The following is a 20322-nucleotide window of genomic DNA, read 5'->3' on the forward strand; positions in this document are numbered from 1 at the left end:
AAACTGGCTTATTATTATAAAAAATCTGTACTAATAATGACTAACTACGATAAATAGCAAGAATATTATTTTCCCTATTGATCCAAATATTTTGTGCATTACCAGCTGTTTTATCACTGCTTTTTATTATCATGGCACGTAAATTGGTACCTTTGTTAGCATTTAATGTTTGTTCTATCTGTTTTAACACATCAAGATTATTCATCCCCAAACTTTGTGCCAGTGTACATTGTTTAATTTTAACCATACATTCTTTATACTGCCATAACCAACGACTCAATGTCTCTTGTTCTAATAATGTTTTGGCTGACAAATAGCTAGTTTCATCTTTATGATAGTATCTATTAATAACACGTTGCGGTATTGCCTTAAGCTCTATATCCACCCCTGCATTTTGGCTGCTAATAATTACCGCTACTTGGTTGTGAGAATGCGTAAAGCAAACAAATTTTTGTGTGCTAATTAATTGATATGGGTATTTAGATTCATCTAGCTTTTTACAAAGTGATAAATGCTCAACAAGCTCATCCAGCAGGTAACGCACCGCTTTTTTTTGGATTTGCGTTTTGTCTTCTACATTAATAATTTGATTTACAAATGCACTTGCAAGCCAAGTGTGCTGATTTAGCTGAAAAAATTTTATTTTTTTTAGTCTCATTAATTTAACAATTCTTTATTTTTACTTTTAACTTTCAATCATGCTTTATTTTTGCATGCCAGCTACGTACAATAGCTGTATTTTAGCCTATTAGAAAGAACAATTAAACTCACTCAAAGCAAGAAACAAAATGCCCAAACCAAAATTAACAGCCATTGATGCCAAGTACCTCAACAAACAAGCGCAACAATCAACCGATGCACATCAATTAGCAAACCTTGAACAAGAGTTAGCCAGTTCTGACCAAATACACGATTTAGAAAGTACGGTACTTAAGCTTAGTGATTATCTACAAGCGGTACAGATGGTTGTCAGTCATGCTTTTGACCACCATGTTTGGGTAAAGGCAGAAATTAGAAACCTATCTAGCAAAAGCGGGCATTATTATTTTGAGTTGGCAGAAAAAGATGACAATGGCAAAGTAATAGCAAGCTGTAGAGGCACACTATGGAAATTTAAAGCCGCACGCATATTAAAAAAGTTTGCACAAACAACCGGCAGTGAATTGACCCGTGATATCACAGTGCTGATTAAAGTGTGTGCAAATATGCACCCACAATATGGGTTTTCACTCAACATTGTTGATATCGACCCAAGTTATACCTTAGGTGACTTAGCACGCCAATATGCAGCAATCGTTGAGCGCCTAACAGGCGAAGGGCTAATCAATGCAAATAAACAAATCCCCCACCCTTTTGATATAAAAAATGTGATTGTTATTGCACCAGAAAATGCTGCTGGTTTAGGCGACTTTAAAGCCGAAGCAGATAAGCTTGCTAACAATGGCGCATGTTATTTTCACTACCATAATGCAACTTTTCAGGGCAATAATGCACCAAATGAAATGCGACTTGCTATTATAAAAGGGATTAATAAGTTTGAACAAACCCACCACTCATTGCCTGATTTATTAGTAATCATCCGTGGTGGCGGTGCTGTGGGTGACTTAGCCTATTTAAACGATTATGAGTTAGCAGCGCTTGTTGCAGAGCAACCCATCCCTGTGTGGGTTGGCATTGGTCACGAGCGTGATAAAACGATTTTGGATGAGGTTGCCCATACCAGTTTTGATACACCTTCTAAGGTCATTGGGGGTATTGCCGGCCATTTGTATTCAATCACACACAAAGCTGAACAATTAATGGACGATATTAAAAGTATCAGCCATCGCCAATTACAACAGGCAGAAAACCAAAATAAACTGTTAATGGCTAACATTAAATTAACCAGCCAAAAACAGCTATCGAATACTGAGCAAAGTGCCAAACATTACTATCAAAATTTGCGTAGACTTTCTGCACTACAACTACAAAATGCAGATGCACAAAATCGTCAATTGATGGATACCATTAAAAAATATCATTTACAAGCTTTGCAATATGCCCAAAAAGATACACAAAAATTGTTAGCACAAGTCAGCTATCAAGCGTTTCAACAGCTTGAGTTGGCACAAAAAAGCATAACACACTTGCGTGAGTTTATTTTGATACAGCACCCAATTAAAGTGGTTAACCGAGGGTTTGCGATTATTACCAACCATAACACACATAATGTAGTGACATCGGTTGATGAACTCGATATCAGCTCAAAAGTTGACATCCAACTGAAAGATGGCATTGCAAATGCAACCATTACTAACACCACAGTTAACACGAAAACCGAAGATTAATAAACCCCCATTTAAGGAGAACAATATGAGTAATAGCAATACGACAACACGCCGCCGTAAAAGAGCGACGCCAAAAAACTTTAAATCCGCTTATGATATGCTTAAAGCCAACGCAGCGATGTTACAACAGCAAGATGAGCCAGATATTGATAATTTAATGACCACGGTTGAAGAGTCAATTGCTGCTTATAAGGTATGCCAAGAGCGCATAGACGCAGTAAAAAAAGCATTGGATGAAACTTTTGCAGATAATGCCAAATAAGCAGCTGCAATGCTCACTCATTCATGAATACAACTAATTAATGATGAGTGAATCGTAAAATCCACATCACTAAAGGCTAATTATTATATTAGCCTTTTAATACAACTTGTGCCAAATGCATACCAAACCATTCTGCGGTTTTTATATCACCCTCTGGTGGCGTTTGCTCTGGAGGTGCATTGTCTGATTGTGTCATTAACCCTAAAAATGAGGACAAACGGTTTAAATCCGTTTCTGAATAACCCTTAGGCACCAATGGCAACCCTGTCCAGTTCATGCCATGTTGCATCGCAAATAAACAAATTTGTTGCAGTACAGAAAGCTTATCACCACTTAAACCGCCAGAATTGGCAAAGGCAGCTGCCCATTTGCCTTCCCAAGCACGTTCAAACCAGCGTTTAGAAGTAGAATCCATGAACTGTTTAAATTCAGCAGTAACACTGCCCAAGTAAACCGCACTGCCAAATACAATCATATTTGCATTATCAATATAATCCCAATCCAGCTCGTTAGTATCAATTGCCCGAGCCATTACACCCTCTTGCACAATACCAGAGACAATAGAATGTGCAACACGCCTTGTATGCCCATAATTGCTATGGTACACAACAGCAATGGTCGGAGAATTGATTGATTGTTGTTCAGAGTTTACATCAAGTTCAGTATTTGGGTTATTTTCTGTCATAGAAAGTATGTTTTACAAAATTTAAAAAGTTAGATTAACAACATTAAGCGGTAATAGCAAACCCAAAATGGTTAGCCTTTTTAAAAATCGCCTTGATAAGAGCATTGATATTACTGAAAAAAACTCAACTCATTTTTTAACAACCAGCATTGCCATTCTGCCAGTATTCGGCTGATTTAGGTGCGTTTTTCTTCTATATGAATAGTACTGCAACCCATCATAACTACAGTCAATATGTTGATTATGAACAACACACTGCAAACTTTGTAATTGCAGCCTTGCTAACAATTGAATATCTAACCATGCCTTGTCTTTATTGTTATGAGGCTTGCTAATTTTGTTGATTAACTGCGCATAGGTTATGCCAAAATTAAAGTGTTGCATGCTTTGGTTTACAAGTTGATGTAAAACATCCTGACTAACTTCATAATTTTTAACACCAATACAAGCACCTATCCACGCACTTATTTCTCCCCTGTTATCTGCAAATTCAGCAACTGTTTTGGCAATAATACCATTGGCTAAGCCCTTCCAACCTGCATGAATGGCCGCAATTTTACCTGTTGATTGTTGATGCAAAATGACTGGCACGCAATCTGCTGTCATAATTGCCAAGGCAACCCCAGATTGGGTCGTTGTTATGGCATCTGCACTGCATGGTTCTAAACACAGTGGCGTCTTTTGATTAACCTGTAAAACTTGGTTACCATGCACTTGCGAAAGCCAATGAATTTGTTGGATAGTAAATCTTTGATTTGATGTATCATTTTTAACAAACGTATTCATCATATCCATCAACTTGCATCGATTAATTAAAACTTTATTTGGTTCATCATTTACATGCAAACCAAGGTTAAAGCTGCCAAAACTATCTTTTTGCGGTTGGTTCATCGCTAAAGGTAACAGGCTATCGTAGGCAAAAGTTTGCAAAACAAGCAAATTATCTTGCTTAAATAAAACTTTACTATGGTTTGTTAACGCATCCATTGTCTGTCCGATTTTAACTGGGCTAAAAAAATAACATTAAACTTGATATATGACTAACTACAGAATAACAATATATAATTACGACACAATTACTGTGTGGCATCATTTAACATATTTATCAAACTTACCATATCTTCAGGTATGTCTGTTGTAACATTGATATCTTCTCCTGTCGTTGGGTGTACAAAACCCAATTCGTAAGCATGCAATGCCTGACGAGGAAACGCTTTAATTGCCTCACGTTGTTCATCCGTCAGCCCCGCTCTTAATTGTTGTCGACCACCGTACACCGCATCACCTATTAAGGGATAACCCAAACTACTTAAATGCACACGGATTTGATGCGTTCTGCCTGTTTCTAACCCGACAGAAACTAAGCTATAGTTTTGTTTTAATGGGGTTATTTCTAGCAAATGGGTTACTGCGTCTTTACCACCTGTTTGCATGACGGTCATTTTTGTACGTTGTGTTTTGTGCCTACCAATAGGCTGATTAATTAATCTGTGCCTTTGCAAGTCTTCTGCATCGCCAGCAACCACACATTTATAATGTCTGTAAACACTTTTATCTTTTAGTTGTTCCATTAGCTCTAATTGCGCTGTTTTATTTTTACCAACAATTAATAAGCCAGAGGTATCTTTATCAATCCGATGAACCAAACCTGCACGTGGCAAATGTTTTTGTTCAGGGTAATGAAATAACAATCCATTAACTAATGTGCCTGTCCAATTACCGGCACCAGGGTGCACCACCATACCAACCGGCTTATTTATTACCAATACATCATCATCTTCATAAACAACCTCAATATCAATGTCTTCTGGCAAATCTGCCCCATGCTGTTCTAGCGTGGCAGATAACTGTAAAACATCGTCAATTTTGACACGATATTTTGGTTTTTGGGCTTTTCCATTAATGGTAAGCTTACCCTCATTAATCCAATCTTGTAATTGTACGCGCGAAAAACCTTCAAAAACTTGGCTTGCAAGTTTATCTAGCCTGTGTCCGATTTGTTTATCAGTTGTTTGGTGCGTTAACTCAATTTGATTCATTTCAGTATGCTTATCAGAGGGACGATTGCTATCATTCATAAAAATAAAACTACTTTTTGTCAAAAATTTTATATATTGTAGCTTATATAGGCTAAGTTAGGTATATTGCATACAGGTTTCTGTAGCATTCTAATACCAATTGTCAACATTTCTCATCGCCATCAATGTTTGGTCATGCTACACTATGCAAGATTTGTTATATTTTTTGGAGTACATAATGCAAAAACAGACAAATAAATATTTAAAGATTTCTTCAGCAACTTTACTTGCAATGACAATGGGGTTAACAGGCTGCCAAACCGTTAAAAGCTTAACGGGTGGCAAAAAATCTACGGTTGTTGCCTCGGCAGAAAAACCTGCCAGTGCGTATTATAGCTCTGCACTTAAAAATATTGATGATCGCAATTTTAATGCTGCCATTGAATCATTAAAAAGTATTCGTGACTTTTATCCAAGAAGCCAATATGCCCCGAAAGCTTTGCTTGACATAATGTATGTGCACTATACAAAAAAAGACTATGTTGAAGCTGCAACTGCGGCAGAAGAATTTATCATTTTGTATCCTGCAGATCCACAAGTTGATTATGCGTATTATGTACGTGGGCTTGCACACATGCAAAGTACAACCAAAAAATTTAACTTAGTAAAGCCTAACCCAGCCAAAAGAGATACCGCTGCTTATCGCTTAGGGTTTAAAAACTTGCTTGAGTTTGTCAGCATGTATCCAAATAGCAAGTATGCTCCTGATGCCGCACAACATATGACTTACATCTATAACACCCTTGCTGAGCAAGAGCTGCAAGTTGCTCGCTGGTATATCAAGCGTAAAGCTTATTTAGCTGCTGCAAAACGTGCAAATTCAACTTTCCAGTACTTTCCACGTAGTGAATCTGTACCAGAGGCGATTGCAACGCTGGCTTATAGCAATGATAAACTTGGTTTAACTGATTTAGCAAACCAATACAAAACGCTATTACAAATCAATTATCCTGAGTGGCTAGATAGTAATGGCGACGTTAAGTTAAATAATACTAAAGCCTCTTTAATAAACCGTTTAACTTTTGGTAAGCTTGGTCGTGCTTCAGAAATAAACAACACACACTATAATGGTCGTTACAATGGTCAAACACGCACACAGCTTATCCAAAATGCTGCCCAGCTACGTTTGCCAGCAAACGCAAACTAAGCATTAAATCTTAACCGGCTTATTATGTATAATGAGTGTTGTGTTTTTGCATAACACTCATTTGTTTTTATATTAATTTTTTCTTTACTGCTTAATTATAAAATGAGTATACCAAACCACATCATTGACCAAATTAATAGCCAAGCTGATTTAGTTAGCATTATTGGCAAGCATACCACGCTTAAAAAAGTCGGTAATGAATATAAGGGCTGTTGTCCTTTTCATGGCGAAAAAACCCCCTCATTTTATGTCAACCCACAAAAAAACATTTATCATTGCTTTGGCTGTGGTGCAAGTGGCAATGCCATTGGCTTTTTAAAAGACTACGAAAACCTAACCTTTATAGAAGCGGTTAAAGAGTTGTCTAAACAAACTGGTATCGAAATACCAGAAGAAGACAATAGCAAGATTAGCTACAAAAAAACGGCAACACCACGCCCTAAAAAAACGCCATCGACAGCACAATCCAACAAAGTTAGCAAGGTTTCTACCATACCTAATCCCGTTACAACAACACCGGTAGAAAACTTAGCACCAATAACCACACCAACACACATACAAACAGAAACGCATCATGTTACTGGGCTTTTTTTTAATGACGATGATACTAACATTGATAGCCTAGATATTAATAGCTTAGATAATGAAATGAGCCATCAAGCAGCAAATGACTTTATGCTTGATTTGCCCAATCATGAGATGCCATCAAGCCTGCAAAATGCAGATAGCAGCAGTCAAGAACAAGATGGCAACCTTTATGACTTATTAGAAAATATCCATCAGTTTTATATCAACTGTCTGCATAACAACCCCATGGCTAAGCACTATTTTGAGTCACGTGGGTTAAGTAACCAAACCATAGAAACTTTTGGACTTGGCTATGCACCAAGAGGCTGGCAACACCTTGAAGAAGCTTTCCCTAACGATATAGAAGGCTTACGTTTACTTGGGCTTGTTAGAACCTCCGAAAAAGGTCGTGATTTTGATTTACTCCGTGACCGTGTCATTTTCGTTATCCGAGATAATCAAGGTCGTGTTATTGGTTTTGCAGGACGTGCATTAGACAATGACGTGAAACCAAAATATATTAACTCTTCAGACTCACCTGTATTTCATAAAAACCATGTGTTATACGGCTACTATGAGTCTAGGCAACATAGGGCAAATGACTGGTTAGTTGTAGAAGGCTATATGGACGTCATTGCGCTTTACCAAGCGGGTATATATGGTGCCGTTGCTTCTATGGGAACCGCCGTTAACGAGCAGCAAATATCTCGCTTATTAAATTTAAACCCTGTATTAACTTTGTCATTTGATGGCGATGCTGCTGGTCAAAAAGCCGCTTGGAGAACGTTAGAAGTCAGCCTACCGGTTTTAACAGATGATAAATCTTTACGCTTTTTAACACTACCAGACAACCATGATCCAGACACCTATTTAGCTGAACATGGCAAACAAGCGATGCAACAACAAATCGCCAATGCCGCCCCTTTGTCTCAATATGTGTTTAGTTACTTAAGTTTAAAGCATGACTTGTCAATTGCTGAAGGTAAAGCAAAATTAATGGCCCAGGTGCGCGCGTTAACCAATCAACTACCCAAAGGCAGCAGTTTTAAATATTTATTAAATAATGATATTTATCAGCGTGTTAATGGTAGAAAAATGAGCAATGCCGTCACCCGTGATGTCATGCTCAACTTTACAAGCACGTTAACGCTTAACCTAAACATCTACTTATGTTTACTTTACCAGCCTACGCTTTTAAACACTGAGTGCAACCCCGACCCGATTAAAAGCATATGGCAACGCTCAGGTATTGATAAAATCAAACCTTCAGAAAAAGATGGCAAACGTATTCATAGCCTTGGGTTTGAGTTACCACCTTTACCAAGTTGGCAAGATTTTAACGATACGAATTTAATTGAGCTGGTTGAAGCCATTAAACTTGTTTCTGCCAGTTTAACAAACAAAAAAGACATGGACGCCCACTGCATCATGGGCTGTGTTTCTAATGCTTTAAATGAGATATTATCAACCCACTGGGCAGATTTTTATCAAGATTTAACTAACCGACAAGTTGACGATGTTGAACCTTTTTTAACCGAATTACTTGTACGACAGCTCGATGCGTGTTTGCTAGCACAACAAAAACAACATACTAATATTCTTATTAAAAAAATTACAATGGATAGAAGACAAGCCCTGCTTAAATGGACAAAAACCTTAAATAAAAATTAATTGCATACAAATGCATAATTGATCGTACAAACACTGCTAAGTCAATCTTAAATTAGCGTCTTTAAAAAAACCAAACTATCCCCATATAGTTATTGTCTATATAATAAAATGCGTCTCTTTCATGCATTTTATACATAACAGTAAGGCGACATAATCCAGCAATTATGTTAAAATATTCTACTGTTTTTTTGAATACAATCTTCTGGTATTTATTTATGAGCGAAAATTCATCTTCAGCACCACAACAAACCACATCTCAATTAGCAACCTTAATTCAGATGGGTAAAGAGCAAGGTTATTTGACTTACGCCGAAGTCAATGACCAATTACCTGATTCTATTACCGAAAGCGACCAAATTGAAGACATCATCCAAATGCTGACAGACGTTGGCATTAAAGTATTTGAATCTGCACCAGATGCGGATGATATTTTATTAAATGATGACTCTAGCGATGACGACATGGCAGCTGATGAAGCCGCTCAAGTTCTTGCTTCGGTAGAAACAGAGCCAGGTCGCACAACTGATCCTGTTCGTATGTATATGCGTGAAATGGGAACAGTTGATCTGTTAACACGTGAGGGTGAAATTGCCATTGCCAAGCGCATTGAAGAAGGTATACGAGATGTACAACATGCCATGGCATTTTGGCCAGGTACTGTACAGCTTGTATTAGATGAATATCAAAATGTACTAGACGGTGAAAAAAAGTTATCAGATGTGATTACTGGCTTTCTTGATGTAGAAGAAGAGCAAGAAGAAAATGCAAAAGAAGCGCCCGTCGAAGAAACTACAGAAGTCGATGATGAAACCGAAGATGACGATACTGAAGAAGATGAAAATAACGGGATAGATGTTGAAGAAGTTCAACGTCGTATCGATGAAATCACAAAATTATATGATAAAGCCCAAAAAAGTCTAGAAAAAAACGGGCGTGATAGTAAAAAAACGCAGACTGCCTACGATGCAATGGCAAGCGAATTTATGCTATTAAAACTAAATAACCGACTGGCAGAACAAGTCTTAAATGTGATGCACGACACTTATAATGATGTGCGTAAACTAGAAAGACAAATCACCCGTTTGGTTGTAAGACGTGGACGCATGCCACGCAATGAATTTAGAAAAACCTTCCCAAACAATGAGACCAATGTTGATTGGCTGCAAACAAGATTAGAAGGCAAACCGGAGTTTGCCGAGCATTTAGCAAAAGTAGTGGATGATGTCGTACTGTTACAGCGTCGTATCCTAGAGCATGAAGAAAACCTGGCTATGGAAATCCACGACATGAAAGAGGTTGCTCGCCGCATTGCGATTGGTGAAGCAAAAACTCGCCGTGCTAAAAAAGAAATGGTAGAAGCCAACTTGCGTTTGGTAATCTCAATTGCTAAAAAATACACCAACCGTGGTTTACAGTTCCTTGATTTAATTCAAGAAGGTAATATCGGTTTGATGAAAGCGGTTGATAAATTTGAATATCGCCGTGGTTATAAGTTTTCTACTTATGCCACTTGGTGGATTCGCCAAGCAATTACTCGTTCAATTGCCGACCAAGCACGCACCATTCGTATTCCAGTGCATATGATTGAAACCATTAACAAAATTAACCGTGTTTCTCGTCAGTTGCTACAAGAAATGGGGCGTGAGCCAACACCAGAAGAATTGGGTGAACGCCTAGAAATGGATGAAGTAAAAGTCCGTAAAGTACTAAAAATTGCCAAAGAACCAATTTCAATGGAAACCCCAATCGGTGATGATGAAGACTCTCACCTAGGTGACTTTATTGAAGACAGTACCATCTCTAGCCCTGTAGAAGATGCAACCGCAGCAGGATTAAGAGAAGCAACAAAAGATGTGCTAGACAACTTAACTGAAAGAGAAGCCAAAGTACTTAAAATGCGATTTGGTATTGATATGTCAACTGATCATACCCTAGAAGAAGTTGGCAAGCAGTTTGATGTTACTCGTGAGCGTATTCGTCAAATTGAAGCAAAAGCATTACGTAAACTACGCCACCCTTCTCGTTCAGAACATTTACGTTCATTCCTTGAGAATGATTAAACCATACTTATTACATCATCAATCAAGGTGGGTATATCCCACCTTTTTAGTAATAAACCTTAACGTTATGTATTATGAGCCACAATCATGAGTAAAAACCCTCTTAACGTATCTGCCTTAGATGCCAAACTTAAAACAGGCATGGGTAAAAAAACAGACATCCAAAATCCAGAGTTATGGAACTTCCCTATGGACTACCCTATGAGTATTATCGGGCATGAGGGGATGCATGAAGCACTGGTAAATGAAGTTAAAATGATACTGTCAGAACAGTTTCCTGACTTTGATTTAGCAACTTTGCAAGTAAAGCCGTCTAAAACCGGTAGATTTTATTCGTTACGCTGCCAACTACATTTGACTAAAGCAGAGCAAGTAAATGCACTTTATGCTGCGTTAGATGCAGCAAAGTCTGTACGTTTGGTGTTATAAGCTTTTTATAAATGTGATATTTAAACGCTGTTATGACGCTACATAACAGCGTTTTTTATGGACAAAATTTTTACTAATAATGTCTCATAAAAATTCATCATTTTGTAATATTTTCTTTCATTTCTCTGTAATCGGCATGGCTTAAAGCCTTACTGTTTTTTAAGCTAAAAAAACACACTTCTTATAAAAAATCAAGCTAGTAAATAATAAAAAAATCCGCTATATTGTGCTTTGATATTAAGAAACACCCCATATATAGTATATAAATCTCACTGGCACGCATATGCAAATATGCGCTATTTGTAAAAAAATCACTTAAAATCATACAGCTAGTTAAGATTTATAGTTTTATAAAATTAGATTTAGATGATGGAGCACTGCATGACACATATTGATAATATTCTAGTGACAAAACGAGATGGTAGAAAAGAACCGATTGACTTAGATAAAATTCATAAAGTAGTCATGTGGGCAGCAGAAGGTTTAGATGATGTTTCTGTTTCTCAAGTAGAGCTAAAATCACACATCCAATTTTATGATGGTATTAAAAGTTCTGACATCCATGAGACCATCATCAAATCTGCGGCAGATTTAATTTCTGAAAATACACCCGATTATCAATATCTAGCGGCACGTTTGGCAATCTTCCATTTACGTAAAATTGCTTATGGTCAATTTGAGCCACCGCATTTACTTGATCATGTCAAAAAACTGACTCAAGATGGTCGTTATGATACACATATTTTAGAAGACTATAGCGCAATAGAATTTGAAGAGCTAAATAACTATATTGACCATTGGCGTGATATGAACCTTGCGTATGCCGCTGTTGAGCAAATGTCTGGTAAATATCTTGTGCAAGACCGGACAACCAAAAAAGTGTTTGAAAGCCCACAAATGCTATATGTATTAGTTGGCATGTGTTTGTTTGCAAACTACGACAAAGCCACACGCCTTGACTATGTTAAACGCTTTTATGATGCCACCTCAAACTTCCGTATTTCATTACCAACGCCAATTATGGCAGGGGTACGTACCCCATCTCGCCAATTTAGTTCTTGTGTATTGATTGAATGTGATGACAGCTTAGACTCAATTAACGCAACCACCAGTGCCATTGTACGCTATGTATCACAACGTGCTGGTATTGGTGTTAATGCTGGTCGCATACGTGCACTTGGTAGCCCAATCCGTAATGGTGAGGCTCAGCATACTGGCTGTATTCCATTTTATAAGCTATTCCAAACGGCCGTTAAATGCTGTTCTCAAGGTGGTGTACGAGGCGGTGCAGCAACCTTATTCTATCCATTATGGCACTTAGAGGTTGAGTCTTTATTAGTCCTTAAAAACAATCGAGGTGTTGAAGACAACCGTGTACGCCATATGGACTATGGTGTGCAAATCAACAAAACTTTATATACGCGTTTAGTGAAAGGTCAAGACGTTACGTTATTTTCACCTTCTGATGTACCAGGGTTGTACGATGCGTTTTTTGCAGATCAAGACGAGTTTGAACGCTTATATACACAGTATGAACAAGATGAAAACATTCGTAAACGTACGATGTCTGCCTCTGAGCTATTTAGCCTTATGATGCAAGAACGTGCAAGCACGGGTCGTATTTATATCCAAAACGTTGACCACTGTAATACGCATAGCCCATTTGACCCAGCTGTCGCGCCTATCCGCCAGTCTAACCTATGCATGGAAATTGCATTGCCCACCAAACCATTAGACAACATTAATGATGAAAATGGTGAAATTGCTTTATGCACTTTGTCAGCAGTTAACCTTGGAAAAGTAGAAGATGTCAAAGACATTGAAGAACCTGCCGAGCTGATTGTGCGTGCGTTAGATGCCCTACTTGATTACCAAGACTACCCTGTTATTGCTGCAAAAAATGGCAGTATGAATCGCCGAACCCTTGGTGTTGGCGTGATTAACTATGCCTATTACTTAGCAAAAAATGGTACAAAATATTCTGATGAAAAAGCACTGGGACTGACACATAAAACATTTGAAGCCCTACAGTACTATTTACTAAAAGCTTCTAACAAACTGGCACAAGAGCAAGGTGCCTGCCCATCATTTAATGAAACCACTTATTCGCAAGGCATCTTACCTATTGATACTTATAAATCAGATTTAGATGGTCTTTGCAATGAGCCCCTACATTTAGATTGGGAAGCATTAAGAAGCGATATTAAACTGCATGGACTACGCAATTCAACGTTATCATCGCTTATGCCATCAGAGACCTCCAGCCAAATTGCAAATGCAACCAATGGTATTGAGCCACCGCGTGGTTTGGTTTCGGTAAAAGCATCAAAAGATGGCATCTTAAAACAAGTCGTGCCAGAAATAACCAAACTTAAAAACCAGTATGAGTTACTTTGGCAAATGCCTAATAATGATGGCTACTTAAAACTTGTTGCCATCATGCAAAAATTTATCGATCAAAGTATTTCCGCCAATACTAACTATGACCCTACTCGCTTTGAGGGTCAACGAGTGCCGATGAAAATACTACTTAAAGACTTGTTAACCGCCTATAAACTAGGCATCAAAACCTTGTACTACCACAATACACGTGATGGTGCTAACGATGCCCAATCAGATATGGACGATGGCTGCGAAGGCGGTGCATGTAAGCTATAAATCCTATTAGGTGAAAGGTAGTTCACATAACTAATGTTATGTTAAATACCATACAGTTAAATAAAATCATATCCACGTAAAACTTTATAAGTGATAAAAAGTTTATATATTGGAAGGTAAAAATATAATGACATACTCAATTTTTTGTCAAACTAAAAATAATCCCTTAACTGAGCCCATGTTTTTTGGTCAACCAGTAAACGTCGCACGTTATGACCAGCAAAAACATCCCGTTTTTGAGCAGCTGATTGAAAAACAATTGTCATTTTTTTGGCGACCAGAAGAAGTGGATGTTTCTCGTGACCGTATTGATTACTCAAATCTGTCTGTGCATGAGCAGCACATATTTATTAGTAACTTAAAATATCAAACCCTGCTCGACTCTATCCAAGGTCGTAGCCCTAATGTGGTGTTACTACCTTTGGTGTCTATCCCCGAGTTAGAAACATGGATTGAAACATGGTCTTTTTCTGAAACCATTCACTCGCGCAGTTATACTCACATCATCAGAAACATTGTCAACAAACCTGGGCAAGTTTTTGATGACATTATGGAAAATGAAGAAATTTTAAAACGTGCGACAGACATCGCCCATTATTATGATGACTTATATCAAAGCTCACAAGTATATAGCTTATATGGTGAAGGCATTCATACAGTAGATGGCAACCAAATTGATGCCCGCTTACCTACACTAAAACGCAAATTATATTTGTGCTTAATGTCTATCAATGTATTAGAAGCCATCCGCTTTTATGTATCTTTTGCCTGCTCTTTTGCCTTTGCCGAACGCAAACTCATGGAAGGGAATGCAAAAATTATTAAGTTAATTGCACGTGATGAAGCATTACATCTGACCAGCACTCAACACATGCTTAATTTAATGCGCACCGGCAAAGATGATCCAGAAATGGCAGAAATTGCCGAACAGTGCCATAACGAATGTATTGAAATTTTTAGAGTCGCTGCTGAGCAAGAAAAAGATTGGGCAAGATACTTGTTTAAAGATGGCTCAATGATTGGCATGAATGAAAATATTTTATGCCAATATGTAGAATATATCACCAACTTACGTATGGAAGCCGTTGGCTTACCTGCCATCTTCCCAGAAGCAAAATCCAACCCTATTCCATGGATTAATACTTGGTTATCTTCTGATAATGTGCAGGTTGCCCCTCAAGAAACAGAAATAAGCTCTTATCTAGTTGGACAAATTGATGCCGACCTATCTGATAGCGACTTTGATGATTTTGAACTTTAATGGTGACACAATAAAAATAGACAAAGAACATCACCAATAAGGCTGGGAAATCCAGCCTTCGTTGTCTAAGTAATAAAGTGGAATACGCAAACATATGACTTGGGTCATTACAAAACAACAAAAATTTTATTTACATGAAGATGAAAGCTTGCTCGAAGGGCTAATAAGAACGGGGCATGACATCGAGTACCAGTGTAAAGAAGGCTATTGTGGTAGTTGTCGAACACGAGTCATATCAAACAATCATGCTATTGATTATGAGAAAGAGCCATTAGCTCTCATTAATGAAGATGAAATACTGCCATGCTGCTGTAAAATAAAAGGACAAATTAAATTGGACTTATAGCAACCAGTTTTGTAAGTAAAATTAGGTTAAGGAGTCAAATTAGGATTAAAATAAACACCCGTTGATATCCTAGATTTTAAGACAGATAAAGCCATTTTTTCCCAATCTTGACTATTGTCATTAACACCCTTAGTACCAAACTCAATATCTGGTACAACACCCACGCCATCAATTTCCTTACCATTTGCTTGCAAATAATGCGCAACCGTCAGCTTAACCGCATTGCTTTCATCAAGCTGTATTACCGATTGGATAGAACCTTTGCCATAGCTTCTTTCTCCAACAACAAATGCGATGTTTTGATTTTTCAAACTACTTACTAACACTTCACTCGCTGAAGCAGAAAATCTATTTTGTAACACAACAACAGGAATACCTTTTAAGATACTTGGATTTGCCTCATCACTGACAGAAGTAATCACCTGCTGGATACCGTATCTATCTTCAACTTGTACAATGGTGCCTGAATCCTGAAATAAGCTTGCAACCTCCACTGCCGAGTCTAGCAAACCACCCGGATTATCTCTTACGTCTAAAACGATACCATAAACGGGTTCATTCAGCACCATCAGCCCATCTAAAATTTCTTGGCGTGTTGTGCTTTCAAAGGCAGGTATATTAATTAAAGCCATATTATCCACATAACTGACTTTAACCGAAGCTTGTTCTACTTCATTGCGTTGTAAGGTCACCCGACGTTTTTGACGACCTTGCTTTGATACAATCACATCAATTTGCGACCCAGCAATACCTTTTAGCAGTTGCTGTACTTGATGCTTTGTAAATGCATTACTCAGCTCAATGTCATCTATTTGCTGTAAGTAATCACCAATGTTTATGTCTGCTTTATCTGCAGATGAATTATCCTCAACATCAACGACAACCCATCTATTGTGCTGAAGTTGATACTCTACATCTAACCCAACTTGCGCTAGTTCACCCTCTGTAAAAGCACGCAAATTATCATAGCTACGCGCATCTAAAAACTCAGCATGCGAGTCAAGCCGTTTTAGCATGCCGGCAATGGCATCTTTAAATAACTCTTCATCATCCACTTGCTCGTAATATTCTTTACGTACTAAGTCAATAACGCTAACAAAGGTTTTTAATGTTTCTGGCGAAATAGAATTTAATGTGACCTGTTCGGCATTTTTTGTATGTATGGTTAAATCAGCTTCAATGGCATGGCTTGAACCAGAAAACAGCACAATAGCAGAAAGAACTAATCTCTTAAGCGGATTAATTTTATTTTTTGAGCAAGCTTTGTCGGTTAAAAATAACATAATTTAAAAGTTGCCAGCTAAATTTTATTTGTCTACTAAAAGATTGATGCCTGTCATCTCGGTAGGTTTTTTTATACCCATTAAACTTAAAAATGTTGGGGCAAGATCTGATAATTTACCGCCTTCTCTCACCATCACTTGTTTATCACCAACATAAATACATGGGACGGGTTGCGTAGTGTGCTGAGTATGCACTTGCCCACTTTCTAGGTCTAACATTTGTTCGCAATTACCATGGTCAGCGGTAATTATCATGTGACCACTAGCATTTTTAATAGCTTCATGAATGATACCAATGCAATCATCTAAAGTTTCTACTGCTTTAACCGCTGCTTCAAAAACACCCGTATGCCCGACCATATCACCATTAGCAAAGTTAACAACTAAAAAATCAAACTCGCCAGATTCAATGGCCACTTTTAGCTTTTCTGCTACTTCATAAGCACTCATTTCTGGTTTTAGGTCATAAGTTTTAACATCTGGAGAAGGCACTAAAATTCGAGTTTCACCTTGGTACTCTTCTTCTCGTCCGCCACTAAAAAAGAAGGTCACATGAGCATATTTTTCGGTTTCTGCAATACGCAGTTGAGTTTTATTATTATTTTGTAGATACTCTCCCATGGTGTTAATCAGCTCGGTTGGTTTATAAGCCACCGTCGTTAACGCAACGTCATTAAGATCATCAGAATATTTTGTCATCATAACAAAGGCTGATAAATCAACTTGTTCTTCTCTGTCAAATCCATCAAAATCGTTATAAACAAATGCTTGTGATAGCTCTCTTGCTCTATCAGATCTAAAGTTCATAAAGATGATGGCGTCACCATCTTGCACTTTTACTGCGGCTTCATTTTCATTAGTAATGCTTGTTGGGCTAACAAACTCATCGGTTTCATCTACATTATACGCAGCATTTAACGCATCGATAGGGTTACTAAAAGAACGATCTGCTCTGCCATTAACAATCAGCTCATAAGCTTGTTGTACACGCTCCCAACGGTTATCTCTATCCATTGCAAAATAACGACCACACATCGAAGCAATTTGAACATGGCTAGCATATTTTTCATTTAGCGTCTCAACACAATCCATTAATTTTGCTAAATATTTTTCTGCCGATTTTGGCGGTGTATCTCTACCATCTAAAAAACAATGCACATATATTTTTTTAGCACCTTGTTTTGCTGCGCTTAAGCACATCGCCTCAATATGATCTTGATGCGCATGTACACCCCCGTCTGATAATAACCCAAGGATATGCACACTGGCTTCTTTTTGTTTAGCAGCCTGAACCGCGTTAACTAACACCTCATTTTCAAAAAAATCTTGATTACGGATTTCTATAGAAATTCTGGTAGAATCTTGAAATAAAACACGCCCAGCACCAATGTTCATATGCCCTACTTCTGAGTTACCAAACTGCCCTTCTGGTAAGCCCACATCTTCACTAGATGCAGAAATAAGTCCATTAGGATAATTTTGCTTAATGGCATCTAAATTTGGGGTATTGGCAATTGTTATCGCATTATCTGGGGCATCTTGGCGAGTGCCAAAACCATCTAAAATCATTAACAAGTGGGGTGTTTTTTTGTTGGTCGTCATCATAAAAACTCGAAAAAAAGGCAAATTAAATGAAATCGGTTCTTATTTTATCATAAATCTACTTGTTTTTAATGACTTGATAACAGATATAAACAATATAACACGCAAACCATAAATAAGTTTCTTGCTAAGAGAGTATAAATTGGTTAATATAAAACTATTCTGAGGTGTTAGCCAGTAGGTGTTTATTCCCTGAGCCGATATCAACATTTTAGGATGTATTACCTTTTGCTTTGTTGCGTACGCCTGCATTGCGTGCAATGTATCAGGAAACCTGTAAAAGCATTGATGCATCCGCCCTGAACTTTACGGTTCATGGGTTCCCACCATACAGCGGCACTTTGGATCTCTTTATATTAAGCTTAAGACTGTTTTAGGCACAAAACAATAAAGCCTCACGCTAACTTGCATGAGGCTTTTTTATTTTTAAAAATACAGTTAATTAAACTATTTCGACTTTACCACTTTTAATAAAAACAATCGTAAATAAAGGCGTTAATCATCGTTAGCAGACGTCAACTTTTTTGCATCTTTATTGACTGTTTTTGCACTACCATCTACCGTTTTTGCACCAAATGGATTGTTGCCAAATGGGCTATTACTACCAAACGGACTTGATGACTTATCATCAAACTTACCACCAAAAGCGTCGCCAAATGGATTTTGTCCGTTAGTATCAAATGGATTTTGTGTTCCCATTTGACCACCCATCTGCTTCATCATCATATCCATCATTTTTTGTTGATTTTTCATGACATAATCATTGGCTTTATTTTTAAGCAGTTTTTGCACAGGTGGCAATAAAACAAGCAACGCCAAGACATCACTCAACAAACCTGGTATTAATAGTAAAAAACCTGCAAATGCTATCGCCACACTTTTTATCATGTTTGACTCTTGAGCAGAGCCAGATCTGAAAGATGCGTTCATCATACCGCCATTTTTCATTTGCTGTGCCATTGGGTTTAATACCCCCAAGCCTTTACGCAATAAACTTAAACCGATGATCGATGCAACAATAAACCAAAAGAATACATACCAGCCGCTCACAAATTGTGCGACTAAATACCACAATAGCATTTCAAGAATAAACCAAACTAATGCTAAACCAACAAAAGGACCCATTTCTTTATCCTACTATAAGATCAAAACAAAAATTAATAACTTAACTATTTAAGTATATGGGGATTGATTGTTATACTATCAAATCTATTTTTAAATTTTACTAAAATTGTGTTGTTGGTTATTTTATGGCAATTATCATTGGAATTGACCCTGGTTCACGTATGACAGGTTATGGCATTATCCAACAAACAGGTGATAAGCTCACTTTTTTAGATGCCGGCACAATCCGCACCGAAAGCAAAGAAATGCCAGAGCGATTAAAACGTATCTTTTTGGGTGTAACACGCATCACAAAACACTATCAAAAATATCATAACGAGCCTATATTTGCTGCCATTGAACAAGTGTTTATGGCGCAAAACCCTGACTCTGCCTTAAAGCTAGGGCAAGCTCGTGGGGCTGCGATTGCCGGTTTAGTTGCACAAGATATCGAGGTCTCTGAATATACTGCCAGACAAATTAAACAAGCCGTATGTGGCTATGGTGCAGCAGATAAAGAACAAGTACAAGAAATGGTTTGTCGGATTTTAAAGTTAGAGGTCATGCCACAATCTGATGCGGCAGACGGGTTAGCATGTGCTATTTGTCATGCACACTCCAGCCATTCAATGAGCAAATTATTGGCTTCTTCGGCTATCCGTGGCAGTGGACGTAGTACTAGCAAGAAAAAAGGCAGGTGGCGACTAAGTGAAGAAGATTTAAGCAAAATGAAATAGCGTTTTATCTATTAAATTTTAAAGAGAATCCACATTAAATAAAATAAGTAATGTATCTGTTAATGCCTTGACTCTTTAACACAGCCAAATAACTAACCGCCTATT

General features: G+C 37.7%; 17 protein-coding genes and 1 other RNA gene. 11 read left to right on the plus strand and 7 right to left on the minus strand.

Annotation, left to right across the window (positions count from 1 at the left end):
- Positions 1 to 40 precede the first annotated feature (40 nt).
- Complete coding sequence (locus VH441_RS03145; RefSeq protein ID WP_434354036.1) at positions 41 to 658, minus strand: 4'-phosphopantetheinyl transferase superfamily protein; 618 nt, start codon at positions 656 to 658, stop codon at positions 41 to 43.
- A 130-nt stretch (positions 659 to 788) separates the two neighbouring features.
- On the opposite strand from VH441_RS03145, the gene xseA reads away from it, so the two are divergent.
- A complete protein-coding gene (gene xseA / locus VH441_RS03150; protein WP_434354037.1) occupies positions 789 to 2327 on the plus strand; it encodes an exodeoxyribonuclease VII large subunit in 1539 nt (512 codons plus the stop codon).
- 25 nt (positions 2328 to 2352) lie between these two features.
- Positions 2353 to 2589, plus strand: coding sequence for an exodeoxyribonuclease VII small subunit (gene xseB / locus VH441_RS03155; RefSeq protein WP_434354038.1), 237 nt, complete (start codon positions 2353 to 2355; stop codon positions 2587 to 2589).
- An 88-nt stretch (positions 2590 to 2677) separates the two neighbouring features.
- Here the strand turns inward: xseB and VH441_RS03160 are convergent, their stop codons facing one another.
- The 3 genes from VH441_RS03160 to VH441_RS03170 all read right to left on the minus strand — a co-directional run bounded on the left by VH441_RS03160 (position 2678) and on the right by VH441_RS03170 (position 5352).
- Entirely contained in the window at positions 2678 to 3274 is a 597-nt protein-coding gene (locus VH441_RS03160) for a flavodoxin family protein (protein WP_434354039.1), read from the minus strand.
- A 129-nt stretch (positions 3275 to 3403) separates the two neighbouring features.
- Complete coding sequence (locus tag VH441_RS03165) at positions 3404 to 4261, minus strand: polyphenol oxidase family protein (protein ID WP_434354040.1); 858 nt, start codon at positions 4259 to 4261, stop codon at positions 3404 to 3406.
- Positions 4262 to 4350: 89 nt separating this feature from the next.
- Positions 4351 to 5352: an RluA family pseudouridine synthase gene (locus tag VH441_RS03170; RefSeq protein ID WP_434354041.1), complete on the minus strand. Its 1002-nt coding sequence runs from the start codon at positions 5350 to 5352 to the stop codon at positions 4351 to 4353.
- A 178-nt stretch (positions 5353 to 5530) separates the two neighbouring features.
- Between VH441_RS03170 and VH441_RS03175 the strand changes: the two genes are divergently transcribed.
- The 7 genes from VH441_RS03175 to yfaE all read left to right on the plus strand — a co-directional run bounded on the left by VH441_RS03175 (position 5531) and on the right by yfaE (position 15491).
- Positions 5531 to 6499, plus strand: a complete 969-nt coding sequence (locus VH441_RS03175) for an outer membrane protein assembly factor BamD (RefSeq protein ID WP_434354042.1) — start codon at positions 5531 to 5533, stop codon at positions 6497 to 6499.
- Positions 6500 to 6601: 102 nt separating this feature from the next.
- Positions 6602 to 8737 carry a DNA primase gene (locus tag VH441_RS03180; RefSeq protein ID WP_434354043.1) on the plus strand — a complete coding sequence of 712 codons (2136 nt, stop codon included), beginning with the start codon at positions 6602 to 6604 and terminating at the stop codon, positions 8735 to 8737.
- A gap of 215 nt (positions 8738 to 8952) precedes the next feature.
- Entirely contained in the window at positions 8953 to 10797 is a 1845-nt protein-coding gene (gene rpoD / locus VH441_RS03185; RefSeq protein ID WP_434354044.1) for an RNA polymerase sigma factor RpoD, read from the plus strand.
- A 141-nt stretch (positions 10798 to 10938) separates the two neighbouring features.
- A complete protein-coding gene (locus VH441_RS03190; protein WP_434354347.1) occupies positions 10939 to 11226 on the plus strand; it encodes a YbeD family protein in 288 nt (95 codons plus the stop codon).
- A gap of 381 nt (positions 11227 to 11607) precedes the next feature.
- Entirely contained in the window at positions 11608 to 13884 is a 2277-nt protein-coding gene (gene nrdA, locus VH441_RS03195; protein ID WP_434354045.1) for a class 1a ribonucleoside-diphosphate reductase subunit alpha, read from the plus strand.
- Between the two features lie 127 nt (positions 13885 to 14011).
- A complete protein-coding gene (gene nrdB / locus VH441_RS03200) occupies positions 14012 to 15145 on the plus strand; it encodes a class Ia ribonucleoside-diphosphate reductase subunit beta (RefSeq protein WP_434354046.1) in 1134 nt (377 codons plus the stop codon).
- A 94-nt stretch (positions 15146 to 15239) separates the two neighbouring features.
- Positions 15240 to 15491, plus strand: coding sequence for a class I ribonucleotide reductase maintenance protein YfaE (yfaE, locus tag VH441_RS03205; RefSeq protein ID WP_434354047.1), 252 nt, complete (start codon positions 15240 to 15242; stop codon positions 15489 to 15491).
- 26 nt (positions 15492 to 15517) lie between these two features.
- Here yfaE and VH441_RS03210 read toward each other — a convergent pair whose 3' ends face one another.
- Both VH441_RS03210 and gpmI read right to left on the minus strand, forming a co-directional pair.
- The gene (locus tag VH441_RS03210) at positions 15518 to 16774 is read right to left on the minus strand and encodes a S41 family peptidase (protein WP_434354048.1); all 1257 of its coding nucleotides are present in this window, start codon (positions 16772 to 16774) and stop codon (positions 15518 to 15520) included.
- 24 nt (positions 16775 to 16798) lie between these two features.
- A complete protein-coding gene (gpmI, locus tag VH441_RS03215) occupies positions 16799 to 18376 on the minus strand; it encodes a 2,3-bisphosphoglycerate-independent phosphoglycerate mutase (RefSeq protein WP_434354348.1) in 1578 nt (525 codons plus the stop codon).
- A gap of 156 nt (positions 18377 to 18532) precedes the next feature.
- Here gpmI and ssrS point away from each other — a divergent pair.
- Positions 18533 to 18728: non-coding RNA, 6S RNA (gene ssrS / locus VH441_RS03220), on the plus strand.
- Between the two features lie 143 nt (positions 18729 to 18871).
- Here the strand turns inward: ssrS and VH441_RS03225 are convergent.
- Positions 18872 to 19501 carry an FxsA family protein gene (locus VH441_RS03225; protein WP_434354049.1) on the minus strand — a complete coding sequence of 210 codons (630 nt, stop codon included), beginning with the start codon at positions 19499 to 19501 and terminating at the stop codon, positions 18872 to 18874.
- A gap of 125 nt (positions 19502 to 19626) precedes the next feature.
- Between VH441_RS03225 and ruvC the strand changes: the two genes are divergently transcribed.
- Complete coding sequence (ruvC, locus tag VH441_RS03230; protein WP_434354050.1) at positions 19627 to 20217, plus strand: crossover junction endodeoxyribonuclease RuvC; 591 nt, start codon at positions 19627 to 19629, stop codon at positions 20215 to 20217.
- Positions 20218 to 20322: the final 105 nt, after the last annotated feature.

The sequence above is a fragment of the Psychrobacter sp. HD31 genome, from assembly GCF_051097895.1.
Lineage (GTDB): Bacteria > Pseudomonadota > Gammaproteobacteria > Pseudomonadales > Moraxellaceae > Psychrobacter.